This is a genomic window from Janthinobacterium sp. 13, assembly GCF_002749695.1.
In the GTDB taxonomy this organism is placed as follows: Bacteria; Pseudomonadota; Gammaproteobacteria; order Burkholderiales; family Burkholderiaceae_D; genus Janthinobacterium; species Janthinobacterium kumbetense.
Genome location: NZ_PEEQ01000001.1, coordinates 1889021 through 1915928, shown reverse-complemented (window position 1 = coordinate 1915928; position 26908 = coordinate 1889021). Strand labels below are relative to the sequence as shown.

The window sequence follows — 26908 nt, the reverse complement described above, 5'->3', positions numbered from 1 at the left end:
GCGTTATCGGCGGCCGGGTGCCGCACGGGAAGCGGCGCGTCTCCTGACGCCGCGTTTGCGCCGATGCCTGACGCGATGGCGCGGCACGACAGCGCGCTTCCGCAGCGCACCATTCTGGTGCGCCAGCCTGTCGTTTCGCCGCCACGGCAGGCATGGGCAATGCGACAGGCTGACTTTGTCCGAAGGCTTGATGGCCGGGGCCGTTGCCTGTTTTTAGATATTGCCCATTTTGTGCACGGTGCGCTGTTGTTGCGATATCAAATTAGATGCTTGTTGATCGGACGATTTTTGAAGCTGCGATAAGAAGTTGAATATCAATATGTATAGGCAAATTATGAATTTTCTTGCCAAGTTGAATGGACAAGAGGTGCTGCAGCGATGCGGGGAGAGGGGATGTTCCGCAGCCGCGGGAAGGCTGCCATCGTGGCATGGCGGGTCAGCGTGCTGCTGGCGTTGCCACATTTAACCATGCGCGCATGGGAGGGAAGCTGCGAGCCGGCACCGGCCATCAAAACCTGTTTTTAATTCCAGATTATTGTATGCAATAACTGCAGATGTTATTCCATGCGATTCTCATCGAGAAATAAGAGCATTGCGTTATTGCGTTATATGTTCTGATTTTCCAGATATGGATTTTTTGATGGCGCTGATTTTTTATTTCTCGGAGGGGAGAATGCAGGGTGTGTTTCTATTTGTTTTTTTATTCTGATAATGAATATGGAAATTCTATTTCCGGATACTGATAATCGTTGGTGCGTCTAATAACTTATATTCAAACGCAAATAACTCCGTGAGAAGTATTCATACAATGTAATTGAAAACTTCAGGTTTGAATAGTTCAATTCCATCGGGTGTTGTCAATCTGCAACAGGTCTGCTGCCATCACGCATGCTTCGCATGCTCGGAAGGCGGCGTTTCAAGGGCTGCAGGAGCGCCATGGCAGGTATTCCACGTTCTGGCCATGGGCGCGAGGCGAGCGCAACGTCGTGTGTTTTCAAACAATAATTTTTCGCATATTAATATGCGTTTTTTTGCAGTGCATCAAATTGGTGCATTGCCGCACAATCTTGGACGCATTTGCCATTGTCCGGCGCCATTCATTTTTGTTGTATCTTTGCATCATATTTTCCTACTATGTTGACAGTGAACAATCGCATATGGTTTTATGTATCGCTTAGGCAAGTAGGTTTTTCCTGTTTTGTCTGAAGCCTGCCATATCAGTGGTGGGAGAGTGTCAAATCATCAAAAACTAAAACCGGAAATAAAAACGTATTAAACATGATTTAGTGCTTAAAATTTACCAAGCAACTCTACCAGAGACGCTTAATCTAATAATTAGGAAACCACATGTTGAGAAAAACAGTTTTAGTTCGTGCGCTGGCGCTGGCCTTCAGCGCCGGCGCCATGTCCGCCATGGTCGTTGCTCCCGTCATGGCGCAGTCGAACGCAGCAGGTAGTATTTTTGGTAAGGTCGGCAGCGGCGCTGGCGATACCGTCGTGTTGCAAAACAATGGTACCAACCAGACGCGTTCCACGGCAGTTGATGCAAACGGTTCATTCCGTGCCACGAGTCTGCCTATCGGCACCTATACCGTGACGCTGAAGAAGGGCGAATCGGTTGTTGGCACCACGTCGCTGGAAGTGCTGGCCGGTCAAGGCGTCGAGGCGATTTTCCCTGTTGCTGGCGGCGTTCAGGCCGTGCAAGTGACGGGTCGTCGCAACCGCATCGATATCTCGAGCTCGACCAATGGCGCGACCTTTACCGCGCGCGAGCTGGACAAGTTGCCGATCGCACGTAACGTCGAGGCAATCGTTCAACTCTCCCCGAATACCACCCGTGGCGATCCGACCTATCCAGCCGGAGCCAGCTTCGGTGGTGGCGGCGCTTCGGAAAATGCCTACTACATCAACGGTTTCCCGGTAACCAACCCGCTGTCGCAGTTGGGCGCGATGGAACTGCCATTTGGCGCGATCGCTCAGGCTCAAGTTTTGACGGGCGGTTACGGCGTTGAATTTGGCCGTTCGGTTGGCGGCGTGGTCAACGTCACGACCAAATCCGGTACCAACACCTGGGAAGCCGGTGCCCTGGTCTCGATCGCACCGAAGTCGTTGCGCGCCAAGTCGCGTGACATGTACTACGCCAATACCGGCGCGTTCCCGCAAACAGACGGGACCCTGCGTATTCGCCGCGAAGACAATGAATTCGAGCAAAAACAGTACTCCGCCTATGTTGGTGGTCCGCTGATCAAGGATACCTTGTTCGGTTTCGTTGCACTGGAACAAACTCGCGCCGAAAGCAATGGCGTCTTCGGCGGCCGTACCGCGCTGACTAACGATAGTAACGGCTGGCGTGACTACAAGACCACCACGCAGCGCTACTTCGGTAAGTTGGACTGGAATATTTCCGATAATCATCGTATCGAGTTCACCACGATCGGTGACTTGCCAGAGACCGATACGCAATTCCGTTCGTACAAATACGATACCCGCGCCGTCGGCAGCAAGGTCAATTCGTCTACCCACGAAGAATACGGCCCATTCAACCCGAACGGCGGCGAAGCCAACATTGCGCGCTACGTTGGTAACATTTCCGATAACCTGACCGTCACGGCCCTGTATGGCCAGTCGCGCGCCAAGCATATCTATGAGCCTACGGGCTACGATCCAACGCTGGCACAAGTGACCGCGGCAAAGGCGGATCAGGCGCCAGGCTTGAACTACACGGGCGGCCAGCCGTTCTCGACCAATCAACCAGTCAATGGTTCGATCGACCGCGTAACGTCCAAGCGTCTGGATTTGGAATACAAGATTGGCAACCACACCCTGCGTGCTGGTCTGGACAATAACAAGATGTCCTCGGCAGATGCTGGCGACGCTCTGGCCGGTGGCGCACTGTGGCTGTACGGCAGGACACCAGATGCTAGCAAGCCATTTGACGTTCCTGGCGGCCAAGTTGGCGCGCTGGCAGGCAAGGGCCCGCTCGCATCGCAAGGTTATTATGTGTCGCGTGTTCTGTCCTCGACCGTATCGAATGCTTTCGCTGGTCAGGATGCTCAGTACATTGAAGATCGCTGGCAAGTGACGAAGGACGTGTTGCTGACCGCAGGTCTGCGTCGCGAAGGCTTCTACAATGCCAACCAGGACGGCACCAAGTATATTGAGATGAAGAACCAATACGCTCCACGCGTAGCAGCAGTGTGGGACGTGAACGGCGATGCATCGTTCAAAGTATTCGGTAGCGCTGGCCGTTACACCCTGCAAATGCCAACCGTGATCGCTCTGCGCGGTGCAAACGGTTCGCTGAACACCAACCAGTACTACGCTTACACGGGTACGGATGCACATGGTGCGCCAACGGGCTTGACCCAGTTGACGGGTGTCTTGTCTGCAAACAACGAATTCGGTCAAGCAAAAGATCCGAAAACCGTTGCTGCACTGGACATGAAGCCATCGTTCCAGGATGAGTTGACCCTGGGCTTTGAAAAGGCCTACAACCCTAGCCTGAATTTCGGTGCCAAGGTTACTTACCGTACCCTGAAATCGACGATCGATGACTTCTGCGATGGCCGCGTGTTTGCAAAATACGCCAAGCGTAACGGTATCGATACTTCGAACTACGGCGGTTTTAACTGCGCATCGTTCAACCCGGGCGAAGCAAATGATTTCCTGGTTGACTTCGCAGGTACGCAGTCCAACTACACCCGCGTCCACCTGACGAAGGAAGACCTGGGCTTCGACAAGGCCAAGCGTACTTACGCTGCACTTGATGTGTTTGCTGAGCATCCATACCGTAACGGCTGGTATGGTAAGGTCAACTACACCCTGTCGCGCAGCAGCGGCAATACCGAAGGTCAGACGCTGTCCGATACCACGACTGGTCAGGCAGACGTTGCCGCTACCCAGACCTGGGATTACGCAGCACTGATGCGCTATGCGGATGGCCGCCTGCCAAATGATCGTAAGCATCAGATCAAGGCTTATGGCTTCTACGACCTGACCCCAGAGTGGACCGTGGGTGCAGCCGCCTTGCTCGCTTCGGGCCGCCCACGTTCGTGCGTCGGTACCAATCCGAACACGCAGTCGGCAGACGACATCGGCTTTAACTATCAGTCCGCTTCGCACTATTGCTTCGGTGCAACTGGCAATCAGAACGTTCCTTCGCCACGTGGCACCGTGGGCAATCTGCCATGGGACAAAAACCTGGACTTGAACGTGGCGTACAAACCAGCGTATGTGCCAGGCCTGTCTGTGAAACTGGACATCTTCAATGTGTTCGACACGCAAACCACGCAAAAAGTGGTCGAGCGTTACAACACCAACCAGGGACGCTATGCTCTGTATGAATCGGTACTGAGCTACACCGCACCTCGTTCGATGAAGTTCACCGCTGAGTTCAACAAGAAGTTCTAATTGTGTGATGGCCGCCGGCTTGCCGGCGGCTTGCAAAAGACACGATTTCAGTAAAAATGCCGCGCCCTGTCAGACAGGGGGCGGCATTTTTTTTGGCTATGTCCACGGCAGGCGTGGGAGCGCCCCCGGCGTTGCCTTCAATATGGTTTCTGGCCTCTTACATCCCGCCCCACAATGCCGCCAGGGTGGCCAGCGCCGTCAGGCCCGCCGTTTCCGTGCGCAGGATGCGCGGGCCCATGGCCAGGCCGATGGCGCCGGCGGCCAGCGCAGCCTTTTCTTCCGCTTCCGAAAAGCCGCCTTCCGGGCCCACCATCACGGTGATCGCCTGCGGCGGCTGGTGGCGGGCCCAGTCGGCCAGCGACTGCTCCGCGCGCGGCGTCAAAATGATGCGTTTATGCAAATCTTGCTGGCGGCTCCAGTGATTGAAATCCTGCAATGGCGCCAGCTGCGCCAGGCGGTTGCGCCCGCATTGTTCCGAAGCGGAAACGATAATGCCTTGCCAATGTGCGAGTTTTTTCTCGGCCCGCTCGGCGGACAGGCGCACGACGCAGCGCTGCGCCGACAGCGGCACGATGCCCGCCGCGCCCAGTTCGATGGCTTTTTCGATAATCCAGTCCATTTTGGACGCTTCCGGCAAGGCCTGCGCCAGGGTCACGGCATACGGCAGCTCCGCTTCGCGCGCCACGTGCGTCTGGATTTCAGCCGTCACGCTGCGCTTGGCGACCGTTACCAGGCTCGCTTGCACTTCGCCCCCTTCGCCATTGAACAGGGTGATCACGTCGCCCGGCGCCAGGCGCACGACCTGGATATGGTGGGCGACAGCCTCCGGCAGGGCGATGGTGGTGCCGGCAACGAGCGGCTGGGGACAGAAAAAACGCGGCATGCAAATCCTCAACGGGGGTATAAGTGGGGGGGAAAGACGTCAAAGTATAGCCATTTGGCGGGCCAGTACGCCGCAATTCTAATTTGCGGCCCCCCAGTCTGGTAAAATACTTGACCACAGAAAGCAGCCGGCTTCCCTGTCCGTGCTGTTGCAAACGAATTCCAAACTCGCGACTGACCCATACCATCATGACAACTACGCTCCCGACTACCAAAATGGCCAATGCGATCCGCGCACTGGCAATGGACGCTGTACAAAAGGCCAATTCCGGCCATCCAGGCATGCCGATGGGCATGGCCGAGATCGCAGTTGCCCTGTGGAGCGGTCACTATCGCCACAATCCCGCGAATCCAAAATGGCAGAACCGCGACCGTTTCCTGTTGTCGAACGGCCACGGCTCGATGCTGCACTACGCGCTGCTGCACCTGACCGGTTACGAACTGTCGATGGATGACATCAAGGCGTTCCGCCAGATGCATTCGAAAACCCCGGGCCACCCGGAAGTCGATGTCACGCCAGGCGTGGAAACGACCACCGGCCCGCTGGGCCAGGGTATCGCCAACGCCGTCGGCATGGCCTTGTCGGAGCAATTGCTGGCCGCTGAATTCAACAAGCCTGGCTACGATATCGTCAACCACTACACCTACGCGTTCGTGGGCGATGGTTGCCTGATGGAAGGTATTTCGCACGAAGTGTGCGCGCTGGCCGGCACCCTGGGCTTGAACAAACTGATCGCCCTGTACGATGACAACGGCATTTCCATCGACGGCAAAGTCGAAGGCTGGTTCACGGACGACACCCCGGCCCGCTTCGAAGCGTACGGCTGGAACGTCATCCGCGCCGTCGACGGCCACGATGTTGCCGCCGTGGCTGCCGCCATCGCCGCCGCCAAGAAGGCCAGCAAGCCAACCTTGATCTGCTGCAAGACCATCATCGGCAAGGGTTCGCCGAACCTGCAAGGCGGCGACAAGGTCCACGGCGCTGCGCTGGGCGACAAGGAAATCGCCGCCGTGCGCGAATACATCGGCTGGGATGCCGCCCCATTCGAGATGCCGGCCGACGTGTACGCAGCCTGGGATGCCAAGAAGCAAGGCGCCCTGCTGGAAGCGGACTGGAACGAGCGTTTCGCCGCCTACGGCCGCGAATTCCCGCAGCAAGCCGCTGAACTGAGCCGCCGCATGCAGGGCGACTTGCCAGCCGCGTTTGAAACGGCGCTGTCGGCCGCCATCGCTTCCTGCGTCGAGAAGAAAGAAAACATCGCCACCCGCAAGGCTAGCCAGAACGCCATCCAGGCACTGGCATCGTCCCTGCCGGAATTCCTGGGCGGCTCGGCCGACCTGACCGGTTCGAACCTGACCAACTGGAAAGAGTGCGTGGCCGTGCGTTCGGGCCAGCCTGGCAACCACATCAACTACGGCGTGCGCGAATTCGGCATGAGCGCCATCATGAACGGCATCACCTTGCACGGCGGCTACATCCCGTTCGGCGCCACGTTCCTGACGTTCTCCGACTACAGCCGCAATGCGCTGCGCATGGCTGCCCTGATGAAACTGCGTTCGATCTTCGTGTTCACCCACGATTCGATCGGCCTGGGCGAAGACGGCCCGACGCACCAATCGGTCGAGCACGTCTCGTCGATGCGTTTGATCCCGAACCTGGACAACTGGCGTCCGTGCGACACCGTCGAGTCGGCTGCTGCCTGGGGCGCCGCCGTGCGCCGCAAGGATGGCCCGTCGACCCTGATCTTCTCGCGCCAGAACCTGCCGTACCAGGAACGTAGCGCCGAACAGATCGAGAACATCTACCGCGGCGGCTATGTGCTGAACGACGTGGCCGACGCCAAGGCGATCCTGATCGCCACCGGTTCCGAAGTGGAACTGGCCGTCGCCGCCGCCAGCGCGCTGGCGGCCGAAGGCATCGCCGTGCGCGTGGTGTCGATGCCGTCGACCGACGTGTACGACCGCCAGGACGCCGCCTACAAGGCCAGCGTGCTGACGAAAGGCGTGCCGCGCGTGGCCATCGAAGCGGGCGTGACCAGCTTCTGGTACAAATACGTGGGCCTGGAAGGCGCCGTGGTCGGTATCGACACGTTTGGCGAATCGGCTCCGGCCGGCGTGCTGTTCAAGCACTTCGGCTTCACGGTCGAGAATGTCGTAGCCAAGGTTAAAGCCGTTATCGCTGGCTAATATTGATTTTGAGCAGACCCTGGCCATGTGCTGGCCGGGGTGCTGTGCTGATACCTTTTTTTTTAATCAGGAGCAGAGTATGACGATCAAAGTTGCAATCAACGGCTACGGCCGCATCGGCCGTAATGTATTGCGCGCTTTCTACGAAGGCGGCAAGAAACAGGATATCCAGATCGTTGCCATCAACGACCTGGGCGATGCCAAATCGAACGCCCACCTGACCCGCTACGACACCGCGCACGGCAAGTTCCCGGGCACGGTCACCGTCGAAGGCGACAACATGATCGTCAATGGCGATCCGATCCGCGTATTCGCACAGCGCAACCCGGCTGAAATCCCATGGGGCGAGCTGGGCGTGGACGTCGTGCTGGAATGCACGGGCTTCTTCACCACCAAAGAGAAAGCTTCGGCTCACTTGAAGGGCGGCGCGAAAAAAGTCATCATTTCGGCACCAGGCGGCAAGGACGTCGATGCTACCGTCGTGTTCGGCGTGAACCACTCGGTCCTGAAATCGACGGACACCGTCATCTCGAACGCTTCGTGCACCACCAACTGCCTGGCACCGCTGGTCAAGCCGCTGAACGACGCCATCGGCATCGAAACTGGCCTGATGACCACCGTGCACGCCTACACCAACGACCAGGTGCTGTCCGACGTGATGCATGAAGACCTGCGTCGCGCCCGTTCGGCCACCATGAGCATGATCCCGACCAAGACGGGCGCCGCTGCCGCCGTGGGCCTGGTGCTGCCTGAGCTGAATGGCAAGCTGGACGGTTTCGCCATCCGCGTGCCGACCATCAACGTGTCGCTGGTCGACCTGTCCTTCATCGCCAAGCGCGACACCACCGTGGAAGAAGTCAACGCCCTGATGAAGTCCGCTTCGGAAGGCGCCCTGGAAGGCATCCTGACGTACCAGACCGAACCGCTGGTCTCGATCGACTTCAACCACAACCCGGCGTCGTCGAACTTCGACTCGACCCTGACCAAAGTGTCGGGCCGCCTGGTAAAAGTGTCGTCGTGGTACGACAACGAGTGGGGTTTCTCGAACCGCATGCTCGACACCACCGTTGCACTGATGTCGGCCAAGTAATCTTTTGACCGCATAAGCAAAAACGCCCTTCGGGGCGTTTTTTTTCGTCTGTTGCTTTAGTCCGCTTACTCAGGGTCGACGTTGGCGCACTGTGCGTACCAGAGCTCGCAGTCATTGTTATTGCCCTGATAGCAGCTGTTCAAGAGATAGGTGCACGTATCCGGCGGTCTGCGTGCATGTTCGGTCGCGTTACTGGCAAACGAGGCGGCAACTCCGACAGCGGCGGCAAAGACAAACAGGGCTTTTTTGATGGAAATCATTTTTCTCGCTTTCACAATTGGACAACGATAGGGTGTCAAATCAAAACGCCGTCCTGCCAAGCCTGATTGGCTCGCCGGACACAGAAAAATATTAGCATTAAAACCAGTATATTATTGCTTTAAAGAAAAATATTTTTACTAACGGAGGATGTGCAGGCGGCGCCGGTAAAAGCGCCACAGCAGGCGCAAGTCGCGCAGCACGGGCACGCCCGACAGCAGGGTCAGCACGCCGGCGAGCAGGATGGTGGCGGCAGGAAAGCCAATGTGCTTGAAGGCCAGGGCGCCGCTGACGCCGCCGATGAAGAAGCAGACGATCAGCAGGCTGTGCGTTCTCAGCTTGCCGCGGTTGACCTTGACCATCCGGTCCGGCAGGTGGCGCCGGTTGTAATACGCCATCTTGCCCAGTTCGATGCCGATGTCGGTGGACAGGCCCGTCACGTGCGTGGTGCGGATGACGGCGCCTGAAATCTTGGTGATGATGGCGTTCTGCAAACCCATAACAAAGCACAGCAGCAAGATGGTGACGGGGCCCAGCACGTCGGGCATGGTGGCCAGGTAATTGCCCGTCAAGCCGAACAGCAGCAATAATGCCGCTTCCAGCAGCAGGCTGGCGGCGAACTGGCTGTGCAGGCGGCGCCGCTTGCCCCAGTTCACCATGATGGCCGTCACGGCCGCGCCGCTGACAAAGGCCAGCCAGGCGCCCAGCGCCGCCAGGGCCAGCGTGATATTGCCCAGCGCCAAGTCGTCCGCCATGCCCGAGACGATGCCCGTCATGTGCGAGGTATAGCCGCCGATGGCAAGAAAGCCGCCCGCATTCACGGCGCCGGCCACCAGCGCCAGCACGCAGCCCAGCTGCAGATTGGCTTGCGTATCGCGCGCCGATCCGCTCAGGCGGGACAGGTAATGAAGCGGCATGCCCGGGCCGGCCTCAGGCGGTCGCGCCGAAGATGGCTTGCCACAGACGCATGACGTTGTCCGCATGTACGCGCACTCTTTCCGGTTCCACGCGGGCCAGGTCCTGTCCTTGCAGGCGCAGCTGGTGCTGCAGCTTGCGCAGCGCGCGGTAGGCGTCGGCCACCAGGGCGGCCAGCTGGGCGTCGATCAACCCCAGTTCGCCGCACAGGCGCAGCAGGGCGATATTGCCCGAGTTGGCCGTCAGCTGCGGGTACTGCGCCGCATGCTGGAGCACTAGGTATTGCACCATGAACTCGATGTCGATCATGCCGCCCGGATCTTGTTTCAAATCAAAGTTGCCGGGGCGGGGCGGGTGGGCGTCCAGCATCTTCTTGCGCATGGCCACCACTTCGCCCTTGAGGGGGCCGTTTTCCGGCCTTTCCTTGCGCAGGATCGTGTCGCGGATGCGCTCGAAGTGCTTGCCGATGCCGACATCGCCGGCGCAGAAGCGCGCGCGCGTCAGCGCCTGGTGTTCCCACACCCAGGCCGCGCTGCCCTGGTAGCGCTCGAACGCTTGCACGCTGGAAACCAGCATGCCCGAGGCGCCGTCGGGACGCAGGGCGATGTCGATGTCGAACAAAATGCCGGCCGAGGTGTGCGAGGTCATCCAGGTAATGAAGCGCTGCGCCAGCTTGGCATACAGGCCGGGCGCTTCCTGGTCGTCGTCGTCGAAGAGGAAGATGACGTCGAGGTCCGAGACATAGCCCAGCTCCTTGCCGCCCAGCTTGCCGTACGCGATGACGGCGAATTTCGGCACCTCGCGGTGGCGCGCCGGCAAGGTTTGCCAGACGGCTTGCACGGTGGCGGCGACGATGATGTCGGCCAGCTGGGACAGGTAATCGGCCAGCTTCTCCACGCTCAGGTCGCCCGCCAGGTCTTGCGCCAGGCACTGGAACAGCTGCGCGTGGTGTGTTTCGCGCAGGATATCCATCTGCCGCTCCGTGTCGCCGGGCGCGTCGTCGAGCTGGCGCTGCAAGTCCAGCGCCAGCGCGGCCGGGTCAGGCACCGTATTGCGGATGCGCTCGTCCAGCAGCTCGTCGAGCAGGATCGGATGCTGCGTGAGGAAGGTGGCGGCCCAGCCGCTGGCGCACACCATGCGCACGACGCGCTCGAGCGTATGCGGGTATTCCGTCAGCAGCGACAGATAGGCCGAACGGCGCGCGATGGCCTCCAGGAAATCGAGCAGGCGGCCCAGGGTGGCCAGCTGGCTGGCGTTGCCGTTGGACACGGAGCAATCGGTGATCAGGGGCAGGGCTGAATTGACGAGGGCCACTAAACGCGTGCGGCTCGCCTCGGGCAAGGATTGCAGCCGCGGCGCTTGCCAGGTGGCCAGCAGGCGGCGCGCGCAGGCGGCCGGTTCATGGAAACCCAGGGCGGCGAAGCGCGCCTCGATGGCTTCCTGCTGATCCGAGGCGGCGCAGTCGTTCGACGTTTGCGGGTCGATGCCCGTGTCGGCCGGCGGCGTGCCGCTGCTCTTGTCGCTGAACATTTCGTCAAATTGACCGGCAACAAACACGCGGTGCGCTTCCAGCTGGGCCAGCAGGGTGGGCGTGTCGGGTAAACCCATCATCTGCGCCACGGTCAGGCGGTCGGCCTCGTTCGCGGGCAAGGTATGGGTTTGCGCATCGTCAAGATACTGCAGCCGGTGTTCCAGGTTGCGCAGGAAAGTGTAGGAACCCAGCAATTGTTCCACGATGGCCGGCTCCAATAGCCCCTTGTCCGCCACCGTGCGCAGGGTGGCGCGCGTGGAACGTTCGCGCAGCTCGGCGTCGCGCCCACCCCGTATCAATTGAAACACTTGCGCGAGGAACTCGATTTCGCGGATGCCGCCACGGCCCAGCTTGACGTTATTGCTGCGGTCCGGGTGCAGCCGCTCCTGGCGGTTGACCTCGGCGCGGATCTGGCCGTGCATGGTGCGGATGGCATCGATGACGCCGAAATCGAGGTAGCGGCGGAAGACGAAGGGGCGCACGATGGCGTCGAGCGCGGCGATGTCTTCCGGCTTGCCCGTCACGGCGCGCGCCTTGACCCAGGCGTAGCGCTCCCATTCGCGCCCTTGCACGATCAGGTACTGTTCCACCATGCCCAGGCTGGCGGCCAGCGGGCCGGAATTGCCGTTCGGACGCAGGGCCATATCTACACGGAAAGTAAAACCGTCTTGCGTGATCTCGGCCAGGGCGGCGATCAGTTTCTTGCCCATGCGAATGAAAAACTCGTGGTTGGACAGGCTGCGCTGGCCCGGCAAGGTGACTTGCGTATCGCCATCTTCTGGATAGGCAAAGATCAGGTCGATGTCCGACGAGACGTTCAGCTCGCCGCCGCCCTGCTTGCCCATCGCCAGCACCATCAAGGCTTGTTCCTCGCCCGATTCCTCGCCGACGGGCATGCCGTGCAGGGCCACCATCTCGGCCATGATGGCGTCCACATGCGTGCGGATGGCGAAATCGGCAAAACCCGTCATGGCGGTCACGACTTCGTTCAAGTCGGCCTGGCCGCCAAGATCGCGCGCGATCAGGCCGCAGACGAGCAGGTTGCGCAGGCGGCGCATGGCCCGTTCGGGCGGCAGCGGCGGCGTGGCGGCGTTCGCCTGGGCGGCCAGCCTGGCGGCAAAGTCGAGCCCGTCCAGCGGCGCGCGCACCAGTTGCGCCACCTGCGCGGCGCGCTCGGGGGCGGCGTCCAGCCAGCGCTGGTAGAAACGGGAGGCGGAAATCAAAGGCTGTGTGCTCATGGTATCGGTAAGGGTCTCGTGGATGCTGCGTGCATGTTCTTGTTTAACTTGGCTGCGAACGGCGGGGGATGCGGTAAAATTGTGCCGCTGGCCGTATACCGCCGGTAGTGCGTGCTCTTCCGGACGATGGTAAGGGAGGCTTTGCTCAGACGCAAGCGCAAGGATGCAGGCGCGCACCACGAATGCAGACGATTTTTGCCATTATTTGACGCCGGGCCAGTTTATTAGCTTATTGATGCAAAAACCGCCAGAAGCAAGCGTGACAGAACATGTGCCATTGGCCCTGCGCTGGCAGAGGCTGCGTGCCGCCTATCGCATGGCCAACCTGGCCACCCACCATGTATTGGGTTTTACCATCAAACTGGTGCTGCTGGCGTATTTCGCCTTCGCCGTGCTGTTTTTATTCCTGCGCTACGCCATCTTGCCGAATATCGACTATTACAAAGGCGATATCGAGCGGGCGGCCAGCCGCGCGCTGGGCAACCCTGTCAGTATCGCGCGCATTTATGCTTCCTGGCATGGCGTGCGGCCGAACCTCTTCCTCGGCGACGTGACCCTGCGCGACCAGGCGGGGCGCCAGGCGCTGAGCCTGCCGAGCATTTCGGCGACTGTGTCATGGTGGAGCGTGCTCGGTTCCGTGCGCTTCACTACCCTGGAAATCACGCGGCCCGACCTGGACGTGCGGCGCAGCATGGATGGCAAGCTGTATGTGGCCGGCGTGCTCGTCGACAGCAGCCAGGGCAGCGACGGCAAGGGCGCCGACTGGCTGCTGTCGCAGCATGACATCATCATTCGCGACGGCAAGGTGCGCTGGACGGACGAAGCGCGCGGCACGCCGGAGCTGGCTTTAACCCAGGTCAACTTGCTGCTGCGCAACCGCTGGCGCAGCCACCGGCTGGGCTTGCAGGCCACGCCGCCCGCCAGCCTGGCCGCGCCCATCGATGTGCGCGCTCACTTCACGCATCCGCCTTTCAGCACGCGCATCTCGGATGTGTCGATGTGGAAGGGCGAGCTGTATGCGGACCTGAAAAACGCCGACTTGGCCGCCTGGCGCCGCTACCTCGATTACCCGTTCGAGCTGAGCCAGGGCAAGGGCGCCTTGCGCGCCTGGTTGAGCCTGGATCACGCGCGCCTGGCCGGCTTCACGGCCGACGTGGGCTTGACGGATGTGCAGGCGCAGCTGGGCGAGCATATCGCCCCGCTCGACTTGTTGTCGGTCAGCGGGCGCATTTCGGCAAAAGAAGAGCTGTCGGCGCAGGTGCCGGACGGCAAGCCCACCTTCGGCGCGAATGGCCATCAGGTGGAGTTGACGAATTTCGCGGTAGAAACACGCGACGGTCTCAGCCTGCCGCCCACGACCCTGTCCGAGCGTTTCATTGCCGCCACCAAGCGCAAGCCGGCGCGCACGGAAATCACGGCCAAGTCGCTCGATTTGCAAACCCTGGCCGCGCTGGCCGACAAGCTGCCGCTGGGCGAACAGCAGCGCCAGCGCCTCGACGCCCTGGCGCCGCGCGGGCGTTTGCAGGATTTCTCGGCGCAATGGGAAGGCGAGATGGCGACACCGGCCAGCTACCGGCTGCGTGGCAAGCTCATCGACCTGGGCCTGAATGCGCAGCCGGCGCGCCTGGCCGTGGCGAAGACGGCGAGCAGCCCCGCGCAGGCAGCCGCACCGGCCATTCCCGGCTTCGATAAACTCAGCGGCACCATCGACGCCAACGACAAGGGCGGCAGCATCGCTATCGATGCGCAAGACCTGGTGCTGCAGTTTCCATCGTACCTGAGCGAACCGGCCATGCCGTTCGAACAATTCGCCATGCAGGCGCGCTGGACGTTTGAAGCGGAGAATATGCTGCAAGTCGAGCTGGACAAGCTTGACTTCAATCAGCAAGGCTTGCGCGTCGCCTTGCAAGGCACGCACCGCATGCCGCTCGACGGCAAGAACCTGGGCCAGGTCGACTTGACGGGCACGATAGACAATTTCCAGATCAACACCATCGGCCGCTACCTGCCGCTGCAAACGCCCGAGCACCTGCGCCACTGGCTGACGGGGGCGCTGGAAGGCGGCGTGGCGCGCGATGTCAGCCTGCGCCTGCGCGGCGAACTCGAGCATTTCCCCTTCAAGGCCGACACGCCCGCCCAGCGCAATCGGGGCGATTTCCGCGTGGCCGGCAAGCTCGAAAATGGCACCCTGAACTACGCGCCCGGCGAATTTGCGGAAAGCGGCCCGCTGGCCGGCAAGGCTCCCCTGTGGCCGCAGGCGGACAAGATCAAGGGCAGTTTCGTGTTTGAACGGGCGCGCATGGAAATCCGCGGCGATACGGCCATCACGGGCGGCGTGGCCTTGACGAATGTCAAAGCCGTGATCCCCGACCTGACCGTGTTCGATACCTTGCTCGACATTGAAGGCAACGCGGCCGGCCCCATGCAGGAATTCCTCAAGTACGTGACGGCCAGCCCCGTGCTGGGCTGGATCGAGCATTTCACGGATGAAACGACGGCGACGGGCAACGCCAGGCTGGCCCTCAAATTGCACTTGCCGATCGAGCGCATGCTCGAATCGACCGTGCAGGGCAGCTTGCAGCTGGCGGGCAACGACGTGGTGCTGTTCCACGACATGCCGCCCGTACTGGGTACGCAGGGCAAGATCGAATTCAACGAAAAGGGCGTCAACCTGAACGGCTTGAACGGCAGCCTGCTGGGCGGGCCGCTGGCCATCTCGGGCGGCACGCAGGCGGACAGTTCCATCCAGGTCAAGATTGCCGGCAACATGACCATCGACGGCTTGCGCAAGACGTATCCGGCGCCCGTGCTGCAGCGCCTGGCGAAACATTTGAACGGCGGCGCGCGCTACAGCGGCTTGATCACGGCGCGCGATCACCAGGTGGTGGTCAATGTCGAATCGCCGCTGACGGGCCTGGGCCTGGATTTCCCCGCCCCCCTGAAAAAGCCGGCCGGCGACAGCCTGCCCGTGAAATTCACCTTGACGGGCAATGCGGCCAACGGCGCGGGCCTGCGCACGGACGATATCCGCATCGCGCTGGGATCCGGCATTGCCGCGCGTTACCAGCGCCAGAAGCAGGGCAAGGACGCCTGGCGCCTGGTGCGCGGCGGCATCGGCGTGAACGTGCCGGCGCCGGAACCGGACAGCGGCATGATGTTCAACGTCAACATGAAAACCCTGGACGTGGACAGCTGGATCGCCGCCGGCAGCGAGATCGCCGGCAGCGGCTCGGCATCCGCCGACAGCGGCGCCGCCGACGATGCCCCCGATATCGCGCAATACGTGGTGCCGGACATGATGGCCGCCCGTGCCAGCGAACTGATGCTGGGCGAGCGCAAGCTGGAAAACGTGGTCGTGGGCGCCACGCACCAGAAGGATGTATGGCAAGCCAATATTGATGCAAAACAAGTGTCAGGCTATGTGACCTGGCTGGAAACGCCGTCCGGCCTGGGCAAGATGACGGCGCGCCTGTCGTCGCTGATCATTCCGGAGTCGGCCGCCAACGACGTGAAGAATTTGCTGGAGGGAAAGAACGGCGCCCAGTCGATTCCCTCGCTCGATATCGTCGCCGAGCAATTTGAACTGTTCAACAAGAAGATCGGCCGGCTGGAGTTGCAGGCCTATAACACCATGGCGGCGGGCGGGCGCGAATGGCGCGTGGGCAAGCTGCAACTGTCGAATCCCGATGGCGCCCTGAGCGGCAATGGCAAATGGGTCATCAAGGATGGGCAAAGCACGACCAGCCTGCGTTTCGGCCTCGATATCGTCGATGCGGGCAAGTTGCTCGACCGCTTCGGCTTTGCCGACACGGTGCGTCGCGGCAAGGGCCGCCTGAGCGGCGACATCGCCTGGAACGGCTTGCCGTATTCGCTCGACATCCCCACCTTGTCGGGGCAGATCGAGATGAACGTGGAATCGGGCCAGTTCCTGAAGCAGGATCCGGGCGCGGCCAAGCTGTTGGGCGTGCTCAGCCTGCAAGCCTTGCCCCGCTTGCTGAAACTCGATTTCCACGACGTGTTTTCCGAAGGCCTGGCCTTCGACGGCATCACGGCCAACGCCAGCATCAAGCGCGGCGTGGTGAGCACCGATAACCTCAAGATGCATGGCGTGGCGGCAACCGTGCTGATGGATGGCACGGCCGATATCGCCAATGAAACGACGAATTTGCACGTGGTGGTGATCCCGGAATTCAACCTGGGTACGGGGCCGCTCGTGTACGCGCTGGCCGTGAACCCCGTCATCGGCCTGGGTAGTTTCCTGGCGCAATTGTTCCTGCGCGCGCCCGTGATGAAGGCGCTCACTTACCATATGCAGATCGCCGGGCCGTGGAAAGCGCCCGTCGTGACCAAGCTCGATGGTGGTAAATTGGACCCTGTCGCCGTGCCTGCCGCCGCAGCGGCGGAGGCCGTGGCGAAATAGGCGCGGCGTTCGAATGGAGAAGAGGTGGCAATGATGCATACAGTCGCAGCAGTACAAATGATTTCCTCGCCTTCCGTGGAAGACAACCTGGCCACGGCGCGTCGCTTGGTGGCGCAGGCCGCCGCCGGTGGCGCGCAGCTGGTGGTCCTGCCCGAGTACTGGGCCATCATGGGCAAGCAGGAAACGGACAAGCTGGCCCACGCGGAACAGCCCGGCAGCGGCCCCATCCAGGATGGCATGGCGCAGATGGCGCGCCAGCACGGCATCTGGCTGATCGGCGGTACCTTGCCCCTGATTTCCGGCGAGGAGGGCAAGGTCCTCAACACCACGCTGGTGTATGACCCGCAAGGCGAACCGGCCGGCCGCTACGACAAGATCCACCTGTTCGGTTTTACGCGCGGCGCCGAGTCGTACAACGAATCGCGCACCATCGTGCCGGGCGCGCAGGTGCGCTCGATCGAGACCCCGTTCGGACGGGTCGGCCTGTCCATCTGCTATGACTTGCGCTTTCCCGAACTGTACCGCGCCATGGGCGATTGCGCGCTGATCGTCGTGCCGGCCGCGTTTACCCATACGACGGGCAGCGCCCACTGGGAAGTGCTGCTGCGCGCGCGCGCCATCGAAAACCAGTGCTATGTGCTGGCCTCGGCGCAGGGCGGCTTGCATCCGAACGGCCGCCGCACCTGGGGCCACAGCATGCTGATCGACCCGTGGGGCGAAGTGAAAACCGTGTTGCCCGAAGGCGAGGGCGTGGTGAGCGGCGAGATCGACCTGGTGTTTTTGGCCGGCGTGCGCGAATCCTTGCCAGCCCTGGCGCACCGCACTATGTGAGGGTACCTGACATAAGCTACTGCGCGTCGTGCTTTGCGGCCTGCGATGCTCACCGTGCTCAAGCACGGCTGCGCTTCTCGGCCACAAATCACTGCCGCTCGCTACGCTTCTGTCAGGTACTGAGAATGAGTTGAATATAATTAGCGAGTGCAAAGTTATGAAGCCATTTGAACCCAATCTGTCCAGCCTGGCCGTGGCGCGCGAGATTCTGCTCACGCCGTTCGGCCTGGACGAGGACAAGCTGTTGAAAGCCCTGGGCACGATGTTTACGCACAAGGTCGACTATGCCGACCTGTATTTCCAGTCGACCAAGAGCGAAGGCTGGAGCCTGGAAGAGGGCATCGTCAAGACGGGCAGTTTTTCCATCGACCAGGGCGTGGGCGTGCGCGCCGTGTCCGGCGACAAGACGGCGTTTGCGTATTCCGACGACATTTCCGAGCGTGCCCTGCTGGAAGCGGCTGCGGCCACGCGCACCATTGCGCGCGCCGGCGCCGGCAGGATCAAGATCGCGGGCCAGATGCAGCCGCAGGGCGGACGGTCCTTGTACCTGCCCAACGATCCGCTCGCCTCGCTGGACGCCACGGCCAAGGTGCAATTGCTCGAACGCGTGGAAAAGATGGCGCGGGCGAAAGATCCCAGGGTCGTGCAAGTGATGGCGGGCCTGGCCGGCGAATATGACGTGGTGCTGGTGCTGCGCAGCGACGGCGTGCTGGCGGCCGACATCCGCCCGCTGGTGCGCGTCTCGCTGACGGTGATCGCGGAACAGAATGGCCGCCGCGAAACGGGCTCGGCAGGCGGCGGCGGGCGTTACAGCTATGACTATTTCAGCGATGCCGTGCTGGAACAATACGCGGCGGACGCCGTCAATTCGGCCCTGGTGAACCTGGAAGCGCGTCCCGCGCCCGCCGGCCCCATGACCATCGTGCTGGGGCCGGGCTGGCCCGGCATCCTGTTGCACGAAGCCATCGGCCATGGCCTGGAAGGCGATTTCAACCGCAAGGGCTCGTCCGCGTTTTCCGGGTGCATCGACGAGCGCGTGGCCGCCAAGGGCGTCACCGTGGTCGACGACGGCACCCTGGCTGGCCGGCGCGGCTCGTTGAATATCGATGACGAGGGCAACCCCACGCAGTGCACGACCCTGATCGAGGATGGCATCCTGAAGGGTTATATCCAGGACACAATGAATGCGCGCCTGATGAAGATGCCCGTGACGGGCAATGCGCGCCGCGAATCGTTCGCCCACCTGCCCATGCCGCGCATGACGAATACGTATATGCTGGGCGGCGACAAGGACCCGGGCGAAATCCTCGCCTCCGTCAAAAACGGCTTATATGCCGTCAACTTCGGCGGCGGCCAAGTCGACATCACGAATGGCAAGTTCGTCTTTTCGGCCAGCGAAGCGTACATGATTGAAAATGGCAAGCTCAGCTACCCGGTGAAGGGCGCGACCCTGATCGGCAATGGCCCGGACGTGCTCAACCGAGTTTCCATGATCGGCAACGACATGCGCCTGGACTCGGGCGTGGGCGTGTGCGGCAAGGAAGGGCAGAGCGTGCCCGTGGGCGTGGGACAGCCGACCTTGCGCCTGGACGGCATTACCGTCGGCGGCACGGCTTAGATCGCCATTTCAGGAACCTACTGCGCAGCCCACTCTTGAGTTTGCGTTGCTCGCTGTACCTGAAGTACAGCTGCGCTACTCAACCCAATATTGGGCTTGCTCGCTACGGTTCCTGAAACGCCTGATACGTTGAAAATATGACGAAATTCAGAACTTGTACTTCACCCCCGCACTGATGAAGCGTCCCGCCGCGCCCGCGTAGTCGAGCGGGTTGTAGCCCGTGGCGCCATACGTGAGCGGATCGAGCGGGGCGATCTTGTCGAACAGGTTTTGTATGGTCGCAAACACTTCCAGCTTGGGCGTGGCCAGCCAGCGGGCCGTCAGGTCCACCGTGGTGAACGAGGCGATGCGGCAGCCGCGCGGCGCGTCCGTGCCGTCGGCGAAGTGCGTGGCGCAGCCGTCGGGGTCATTCTTGAACAGCAGGTTATCGAGCGGCGCGCGGTAGTTGACGTTGGCCGTGACGCGCCAGTTCTGGCGTTCCCAGGTGGCGCCCAGGTTGATGCGGTCGTCCGGCGTGCCCATGCAGTTGGACACGTCGCAATTGCCATGTGTGCCAGCAAAATCGCGCTGCGTGCCGTCCTGTTCCGTGCGCAGCCATTTGTACAGATGCGTCCACTTCAAGTCGAAGGTTAGGTTGCCATAGTCGCTGCCCAGGCTGAAGCGCTGGCGCGCGTCGATATCGATGCCGCGCACCGTCGTTTGCGCCGAATTCACATAATTGGCCAGCACGGCCGTGATAGCGCCCGGATCGCCGGCGATGCCGGTGGCCGTCGACGGGTCGCGCGCCACATGGCCTTCGGCGATGGCCGTATCCGTTTGCTCCTGGTTGATTTCATTCTTGCGGCGGATTTGCCACAGGTCGACGGAAATGCTGGTGCGCGGCAATGGGTCCCACACGGCGCCCACGGAATAGCTACGCGAACGTTCGGGCGACAGCTTCGGATTGGGCGAGGTGATGACGGCGATGGAAGCCGGATCGCAGGCCGCTTCCACGCCCAGTGCGCAGCGCAGCGGATCGCTGGCGGTGGAGAACGCGGCCAGGCCGCCGACGCCGTTTTCCGCCGCGCTGGGGGCGCGGAAGCCCTTGGCGAAGGTACCGCGCAGGGCCAGTTCGCGCACGGGCGTCCATTTCACGCCCACTTTCGGCGTATAGGAGTTGCCCACGTCGGTAAAATGGTCGGCGCGCAGGGCGCCCGACAGTTCCACGCTCTTCAGCACGGGCGCCAGCATCTCGGCATAGATGGCCGAGGCATTGCGGCTGCCCTTGTAGGCGGAATAGCCGAGACCAATGATATTGCCCCGTTCCGTGCCCGTGGTGGGCTTGAGTTCCGTCGATTCGTGGCGGAATTCCGCGCCCACGGCCACGCCCAGGGCGCCGCCGTCGAGCTTGGCCACCTCGCGGCTGGCCTTGAAGTCGATCTGCGCGATATGCGTCTTGGCGTCGTTCGAGATGCGCGGCGACAGGGCCGCGTACAGCTCGCGCGAATTGAGGCCCGCGTTTTCCGCGATGCGCCACAGGCTGCCGGCCGGCAGGGCCGCATACGCGGGGTTCAGGCTGGCCCGCTCCACATTGGCGGCGCTCGGGTTGAGCAGGGCGAAGGCGACGTCGCGCTGCAGGTAGCCGTCCAGGTCGTTCGACACCTTGTTCTGCGAGTACAGCAAGGCGCTGTCGATATCCCAGCCCGCCACGCTGCCCTTGATGCCGGCGACAAAGCGCATGAAGGTGGATGTGACTTCCGACAGGCGCGGCCCCACGTCGGCCGCCAGGTAGCGCAGGCGCGCCGCCGTGCCGAAATACGGATTGTCCGGGTGGGCGGCGCCCAGCGATACGCCTGCATTGCTGACGGGGCCGCCCGGATAGCCGACCGAGCCGCTGACCGTCGAGGGCGTGGTGGCCGAGTGCGATTCACTGTGATACAGATTCAGCTCGGCATACGTCTGCAGCTCCGGCGTCAGTTGCCAGGCGCCGCGGCCGAAGAAATTGATGTTTTTTTGCTTGGGCTGGATCTGGCCATATTGCTGCGCGGCATCGGTCAGGCAGCCGCCGCCCGGATCGCCCTGCGGGTGAGTCGTGAAATTGCCGCAGGCGGCGCCGGGGAAGGTGCGCGTAAAGCCCGCGCCAGCGAGGTTGCCGCGGTTGTAGTAGTCGAGCGTGTCGGGATTGCGCACATTGCCGTTGACGGCGCTGCCGGCCGCATTGTTGGTGGTGATGGCGCCCGCTCCGCTGAGGGTTTCCTGCGCGCTGAAGCCCAGGTCGCGCAAGTCGCTGCGGCCGACGGCGCCCCGCCCGGCCCGGTCGCGGTTCCAGATGGCGGCTTTTTCGCTGTACTCGAGGTTCAGCAGCACGTTGTAGCGGTCCGTGTCGATGTCGCCGAAGCCGTGCGTGATGGCGGCGCGCGCGTCGCGCCCATCCCACTCCTTCGTCTTGCCGTAATTGCCCTTGATGGCCGTGCCCTGGTAGTCGCGCCGCAGGATCACGTTGACGACGCCGGCGATGGCGTCCGAACCATAGATGGCCGAGGCGCCATCCTTGAGGATTTCCACCCGTTCCACGGCTTCCAGGGGAATGATGTTCAGGTCGGCAAACACTTTCTGCCCGTCGTCGGCCAGGCCATACGGCGCGACGCGGCGGCCATTCAGCAGCACCAGGGTCGAGGCCGTGCCCAGGCCCCGCAGCGACACGCCGGAGGCGCCGGCGGCAAAGCCGTTGCCGAAGGTGGTGGGGACGGAGCCCTGGTTGTCGACGGCCAGGGTCTGCAGCAGTTCGGCCACGCTGGACTTGCCCGATTTTTCAATGTCGGCCGCGCTCAGGGTTTGCACGGCCGACGCCGTTTCCGCCTGCGCGCGGCGGATGTTCGAGCCGGTGATTTCCACGCGCGCAATCGGCGCGGCGTCCTGCGCCAGGACGGGTAGGCTCAGCAGTGCACTGGCCAGTGCCAGGCCCAGTCTGGGTGGTGAAAAGGCAGCGAAATGCAAGGATGGTGTAGGGATCATGCGGTTCTCCGGAAAGGTCAGGCAGTCAAAGGTCGTCGATACGTCCTTGAGTTTTGTCCGTGCGGCGACGCCGGGACTAGACCTGGATCAAGGAGTGCACCGCTTGTCGTCGATAGAATGGCTGGCGTGGCGTGGTTGCCACGACGGGCACAACGGTGGCGCCGGGGATGCAGAGTCGCGGCGAGATTCACAGCGCGCAACTTTTTATGCTTTTTTGCGGGTTATGCAGTGTAAAACGGCAGCGGCATGCGGCTTTGCCGACAAATATGCTTGCCAACCCTTGCAATTTAGGTTTATAGTCGTTCATCACTTACGGATGACTCGCATGTTCGCTCGCCACTTTTTTACCGCTTATTTTTACTTTAGCAATTCCAACCCAAAGGCGGTGGAGTAGCGGTCGGTTCACGTAGCAGCAAAACGAGATCCCAGCAAATTCTAAAAAACCGCCACCGATGGCGGTTTTTTTTTACCCAGATGTTTTACCCTTCCTTAAATTTTGGAGAAAATGATGCCCCGCACCGATGATTTGCGCATTCGCGAAATGAAGGAACTGACCCCGCCGTCCCACCTGATCCGCGAATTTGCCTGCTCGGAGCAAGCCGAACAGACTGCCGCCAGCGCCCGCATTGCCCTGCACCGTATCCTGCATGGCCAGGACGACCGCCTGATGGTGGTGATCGGGCCTTGCTCCATCCACGACACCAAGGCGGCGATGGAATATGCGCGCCTGCTGGTCAAGGAGCGCGCGCGTTTCGCGGGCGAACTGGAAATCGTCATGCGCGTCTACTTCGAGAAGCCGCGCACCACGGTGGGCTGGAAGGGCCTGATCAACGACCCGTACATGGACAACAGCTTCCGCATCAACGACGGCTTGCGCATGGCGCGCGAACTGTTGCGCGATATCAATGAGCTGGGCTTGCCGGCCGGCACGGAGTTCCTTGACGTGATCAGCCCGCAATACATCGCCGACCTGATCAGCTGGGGCGCCATCGGCGCGCGCACGACGGAGTCGCAGGTGCACCGCGAGCTGGCGTCGGGATTGTCCTGTCCGGTCGGCTTCAAGAATGGCACGGACGGCAATGTGAAAATCGCCGTGGAAGCCATCAAGGCCGCCTCGCAGCCGCACCATTTCCTGTCCGTCACGAAAGGCGGCCACTCGGCCATCGTTTCGACCAACGGCAACGAGGATTGCCACATCATCTTGCGCGGCGGAAAAACCCCGAACTATGACGCGGCCAGCGTGGACGAGGCGTGCAAGGCGATCGCCGCGCAAGGCCTGGCGGCGCGCCTGATGATCGACGCCTCGCATGCGAACAGCTCGAAAAAACCGGAAAACCAGATTCCCGTGTGTGCCGACATCGCCAGCCAGGTGGCCGGTGGCGATGGCCGCATCGTCGGCGTGATGGTGGAGTCGCACCTGGTGGCGGGCCGCCAGGATTTGATCCCGGGCAAGGAATTGATCTATGGCCAGTCCGTCACGGATGGCTGCATCGACTGGAGCGCCAGCGTGGCCGTGCTGGAAAACCTGGCGGCGGCCGTCAGGCAGCGCCGCCTGCAGGGCGACGCGGAATAAGGTGGCGCGCAGCATGAAAAAAAGCCCGGAAAGCTAAGCTTTCCGGGCTTTTTCAGTTTTCAGCCGATGCAATCAGCTTAGAACTTGTAGGAACCGCTCAGGTAGAACTGGCGGCCCAGGGCGCTCGAGTACGATGGGTTGTAGCCAATTTGATGCGAACCCGTGTTGCGCAGGGTGAACGGCGGATTGCGGTCGAACAGGTTCAGGATGCCGCCCGTGATTTCCACGTTCTTCATAGGACGGTAAGCCGTCTGGAAGTCGAAGGTGGTGTAGCTCGGCACTTCCAGCTGGATGCCATAGCATTCGCCAGGGCTGCCGGCGACGATCACGGCGCAATCGTCGACCGTCTGTTCCTTGTCCGTGTAGCCATTGCGGTAGCTGGCGCTCAGCGTATGCGTGAACTTGGCCGTCTCATACGAGGTGGTGGCGCGGATGATGTTGCGGAAGCTGACCTTGTCGTTCGAACCGTAGCGGTTCAGGCTGGTTTCCCACTGATCATCGGTGCCCGGCGTCGTGTAGCGCGAACGCAGCAGATAGGTACCCATCAGGCGGCTCGTCAGACGGCCGTCCAGCAACTTCATCTTGTGGGTGAAGTCGTAGTCGATACCGCGGTTTTCCACCTTGCCGATGTTAATCGGCAGCAGCTTGATGGCCAGCACGTCGAGGCCCGTCGAGGTGATGTGCTTGGTGGTGAACAGGTTGGCATACTTGGCTGGATTGTTGAAGATCAAGCCTTCGGAGACGGCCGTGACCTGGTCGCGGATTTCCACGTTCCAGAGGTCGAACGACATCGACAGGCTGTCGATCGGCTCGAACACGGTACCGATGCTCCATTGCTTCGACGTTTCCGGCTTCAGCTCAGGATTGCCGCCCTGGAAGGCTTCGAATTGCTGGCGTCCAACGCCACTGCAGTAGCTGGCCAGCGGGTGACCGCCCATGCCGTTTGCCGCCGTCAATGGGCATTGGTAGTTACCGCCCGTGACGCCCCAGTCTTCCAGCGGTCCGGCGATTTCCTGCATGCTGGCGGCGCGGAAGCCGGTGCCGGCAGCGGCGCGGAACATCAGGCTCTTGGTCGCGGAATACTTGCCGCTGATTTTCCAGGTGGTGGCGTTTTCTTTCTTGCCTACCGTCTTGCCCGTCAGCTTGTCGTCGATGGCGCCGATCTGGTCATAACGCACCGAACCGGTTACTTCCAGTTTTTTCGAAATCGGCAGCATCAGCTCGGCATAGGCGCCAGCGTTGTCGCGTGCGTATTCGCTGTCGACTTGCGCATTGTCAAACAGGATTTGCGCCTGCTTGGCGACATCCGCCTGTTGCATCTTGAACGAGGTGTTGCGGTAGTCGGCGCCCACGCCCAGCATGGCGGTGCCGCCCGGCAGCGAGAACACAGGGCGCGAAGCGCGGCCGTCGACGCCCTTCATTTCCACGGTTTGCGTGTTGTAGGTGCCGCTGAAGCCAGTGCCGAGCAGGGCCTGGCGCATGGCGTCCGGCATGGCGCCCACGGGGTAGGCGAACGGGTCGATAGTGCCGGCGTCGAGCAGGGCGTTGAACTTGTCGGACAGCGGGAAGCCGCTGACGTAGTCCTGCGTCTGCTTGTTTTTCGAGTACGTCACGGCCGTGTTGATATCCCAGCCGAATGCACTGCCTTCCACGCCACCGACGAGGTGGGTCGCCTTGTTGCCGTAGTCGTACACGCGGTTACCCATTTCGGACAGGCGGTACTTGGCGACGCCGCTCACGGCATTGGCCAGCTGCGACGGGCTCAACTGCGAGGCAATGTATTTGCTGAACAGGGGCGAATTCGGGGAAATGGAGAAATCGGCCGGGTACGGCGCGATGCTGGCCTTGATGCTCGCTTCGGTGTAGGCGAAGTCGTAGAAACCTTGCCAGCCGGTCTTGCCCAGCTTGACGGTACCCGAGCTGAACAGCGAGTCGCGCTTCGATTCGGGATTGATTTCAATGGTCGACGGCGAGTCGAAATAGCAGTTGCCATCGCCGTAGAAGTCCATATTGCCAGGCGCGCACTTGCCGCCATGGGCCAGTGCATACGGATTGGCCAGGTTGACGGTATCGACGAACGGTTTGTTGGTTTCCGGGTTGATCACCACATTGCCGTTTGCATCGGTACGGTTGTAGGTGGCAGCGGCATTGGCTGCCGACGAACGCGAGGAACCGTTGATGAATTGCAGCGCCTTGCCGGTCTTCGGATCGTTGAAATTGATGATGCCGCTTTTCGCGAAGCTGCGCTGCGATGCTTTCAGCGATTTTTGTTCGTCGTGGCTGGCCGACACGAAGATGCTGTAGCCGTCTTCGTCGATATCGCCGAAGCCCTTGCTGATCGAAATCGAATTGCTGGCGCCGCCTTTTTCTTCAGGGCGCGAGTACTTGGCGTTGATTTCCAGCGGCGATGTGCCTTTTTTCAGGATGAAGTTGACCACGCCGGCGATGGCGTCGGCGCCATACAGGGCCGAGGCGCCGTCCGTCAGCACTTCCACGCGCTCGATGGCCGACAGGGGGATCGAATTCAGGTCGATGGTGGTGCCGGAATTGGATGGCGCCAAGCGGCGGCCGTTCAGCAGCACCAGCGTGTAGGCTGCGCCGATATCGTGGATCGAGGCCGTGGTGACACCGCCGCCGCCGCCGCCCACCGAATCGGCGGCCACGGAGAAGCCCTGCATTGCAGGAATTTGCTGGATGAAATCGGTAACCGTGGTAACGCCGGTTTTCTTGATGTCTTTCTGGTTGAACGACTGCACTGGCAGCGACGCTTCGGAAGCGATGCGCTTGATGCTCGAACCCGTGACTTCCACGCGTTGCATGGTGCCATCTGTTGTTTCTTGCGCATACGCGGCGTGCATGCCCAGGGCCATGCCGCCTGCAAACATCAGGCGCAGCGACCGCGATATTACATTTTCTATCATCATCTGAAATTCCTTGTTATTGTGATAAAGATGGCATTTA

The 26908-nt window shown here is 61.5% G+C and carries 13 protein-coding genes; 7 read left to right on the top strand and 6 right to left on the bottom strand.

The window, feature by feature from the left end:
• Nucleotides 1-1347 precede the first annotated feature (1347 nt).
• Nucleotides 1348-4410: a TonB-dependent receptor gene (locus CLU94_RS08355; protein ID WP_099665307.1), complete on the top strand. Its 3063-nt coding sequence runs from the start codon at nt 1348-1350 to the stop codon at nt 4408-4410.
• A 157-nt stretch (nt 4411-4567) separates the two neighbouring features.
• On the opposite strand, the gene CLU94_RS08350 is transcribed toward CLU94_RS08355, so the two are convergent.
• Nucleotides 4568-5293: a 16S rRNA (uracil(1498)-N(3))-methyltransferase gene (locus CLU94_RS08350; protein WP_099665306.1), complete on the bottom strand. Its 726-nt coding sequence runs from the start codon at nt 5291-5293 to the stop codon at nt 4568-4570.
• A 188-nt stretch (nt 5294-5481) separates the two neighbouring features.
• On the opposite strand from CLU94_RS08350, the gene tkt reads away from it, so the two are divergent.
• Together tkt and gap are read left to right on the top strand one after the other, a co-directional pair.
• Nucleotides 5482-7479, top strand: a complete 1998-nt coding sequence (tkt, locus tag CLU94_RS08345) for a transketolase (protein ID WP_099665305.1) — start codon at nt 5482-5484, stop codon at nt 7477-7479.
• Nucleotides 7480-7558: 79 nt separating this feature from the next.
• Complete coding sequence (gene gap, locus CLU94_RS08340) at nt 7559-8569, top strand: type I glyceraldehyde-3-phosphate dehydrogenase (RefSeq protein WP_046685413.1); 1011 nt, start codon at nt 7559-7561, stop codon at nt 8567-8569.
• Between the two features lie 65 nt (nt 8570-8634).
• Here gap and CLU94_RS08335 read toward each other — a convergent pair whose 3' ends face one another.
• The 3 genes from CLU94_RS08335 to glnE form a co-directional block, all read right to left on the bottom strand.
• On the bottom strand, nt 8635-8829 hold the full coding sequence (locus CLU94_RS08335) for a hypothetical protein (RefSeq protein WP_077400267.1): 195 nt from the start codon (nt 8827-8829) through the stop codon (nt 8635-8637).
• 138 nt (nt 8830-8967) lie between these two features.
• The gene (locus CLU94_RS08330) at nt 8968-9744 is read right to left on the bottom strand and encodes a YoaK family protein (protein ID WP_099665304.1); all 777 of its coding nucleotides are present in this window, start codon (nt 9742-9744) and stop codon (nt 8968-8970) included.
• Between the two features lie 13 nt (nt 9745-9757).
• Nucleotides 9758-12511, bottom strand: coding sequence for a bifunctional [glutamate--ammonia ligase]-adenylyl-L-tyrosine phosphorylase/[glutamate--ammonia-ligase] adenylyltransferase (gene glnE, locus CLU94_RS08325; protein ID WP_373609983.1), 2754 nt, complete (start codon nt 12509-12511; stop codon nt 9758-9760).
• Between the two features lie 259 nt (nt 12512-12770).
• On the opposite strand from glnE, the gene CLU94_RS08320 reads away from it, so the two are divergent.
• The 3 genes from CLU94_RS08320 to tldD all read left to right on the top strand — a co-directional run bounded on the left by CLU94_RS08320 (nt 12771) and on the right by tldD (nt 19380).
• On the top strand, nt 12771-16931 hold the full coding sequence (locus CLU94_RS08320) for a YhdP family protein (RefSeq protein ID WP_306558297.1): 4161 nt from the start codon (nt 12771-12773) through the stop codon (nt 16929-16931).
• Between the two features lie 30 nt (nt 16932-16961).
• Nucleotides 16962-17762 carry a carbon-nitrogen hydrolase family protein gene (locus tag CLU94_RS08315; protein WP_099665303.1) on the top strand — a complete coding sequence of 267 codons (801 nt, stop codon included), beginning with the start codon at nt 16962-16964 and terminating at the stop codon, nt 17760-17762.
• A gap of 157 nt (nt 17763-17919) precedes the next feature.
• Nucleotides 17920-19380, top strand: coding sequence for a metalloprotease TldD (gene tldD / locus CLU94_RS08310; RefSeq protein ID WP_099665302.1), 1461 nt, complete (start codon nt 17920-17922; stop codon nt 19378-19380).
• 147 nt (nt 19381-19527) lie between these two features.
• Here the strand turns inward: tldD and CLU94_RS08305 are convergent, their stop codons facing one another.
• Nucleotides 19528-22374, bottom strand: coding sequence for a TonB-dependent receptor (locus CLU94_RS08305; protein WP_099665301.1), 2847 nt, complete (start codon nt 22372-22374; stop codon nt 19528-19530).
• 508 nt (nt 22375-22882) lie between these two features.
• Between CLU94_RS08305 and aroG the strand changes: the two genes are divergently transcribed.
• Nucleotides 22883-23947, top strand: coding sequence for a 3-deoxy-7-phosphoheptulonate synthase AroG (gene aroG / locus CLU94_RS08300; protein ID WP_099665300.1), 1065 nt, complete (start codon nt 22883-22885; stop codon nt 23945-23947).
• 77 nt (nt 23948-24024) lie between these two features.
• Here aroG and CLU94_RS08295 read toward each other — a convergent pair whose 3' ends face one another.
• Entirely contained in the window at nt 24025-26871 is a 2847-nt protein-coding gene (locus tag CLU94_RS08295) for a TonB-dependent receptor (protein ID WP_180278618.1), read from the bottom strand.
• Nucleotides 26872-26908: the final 37 nt, after the last annotated feature.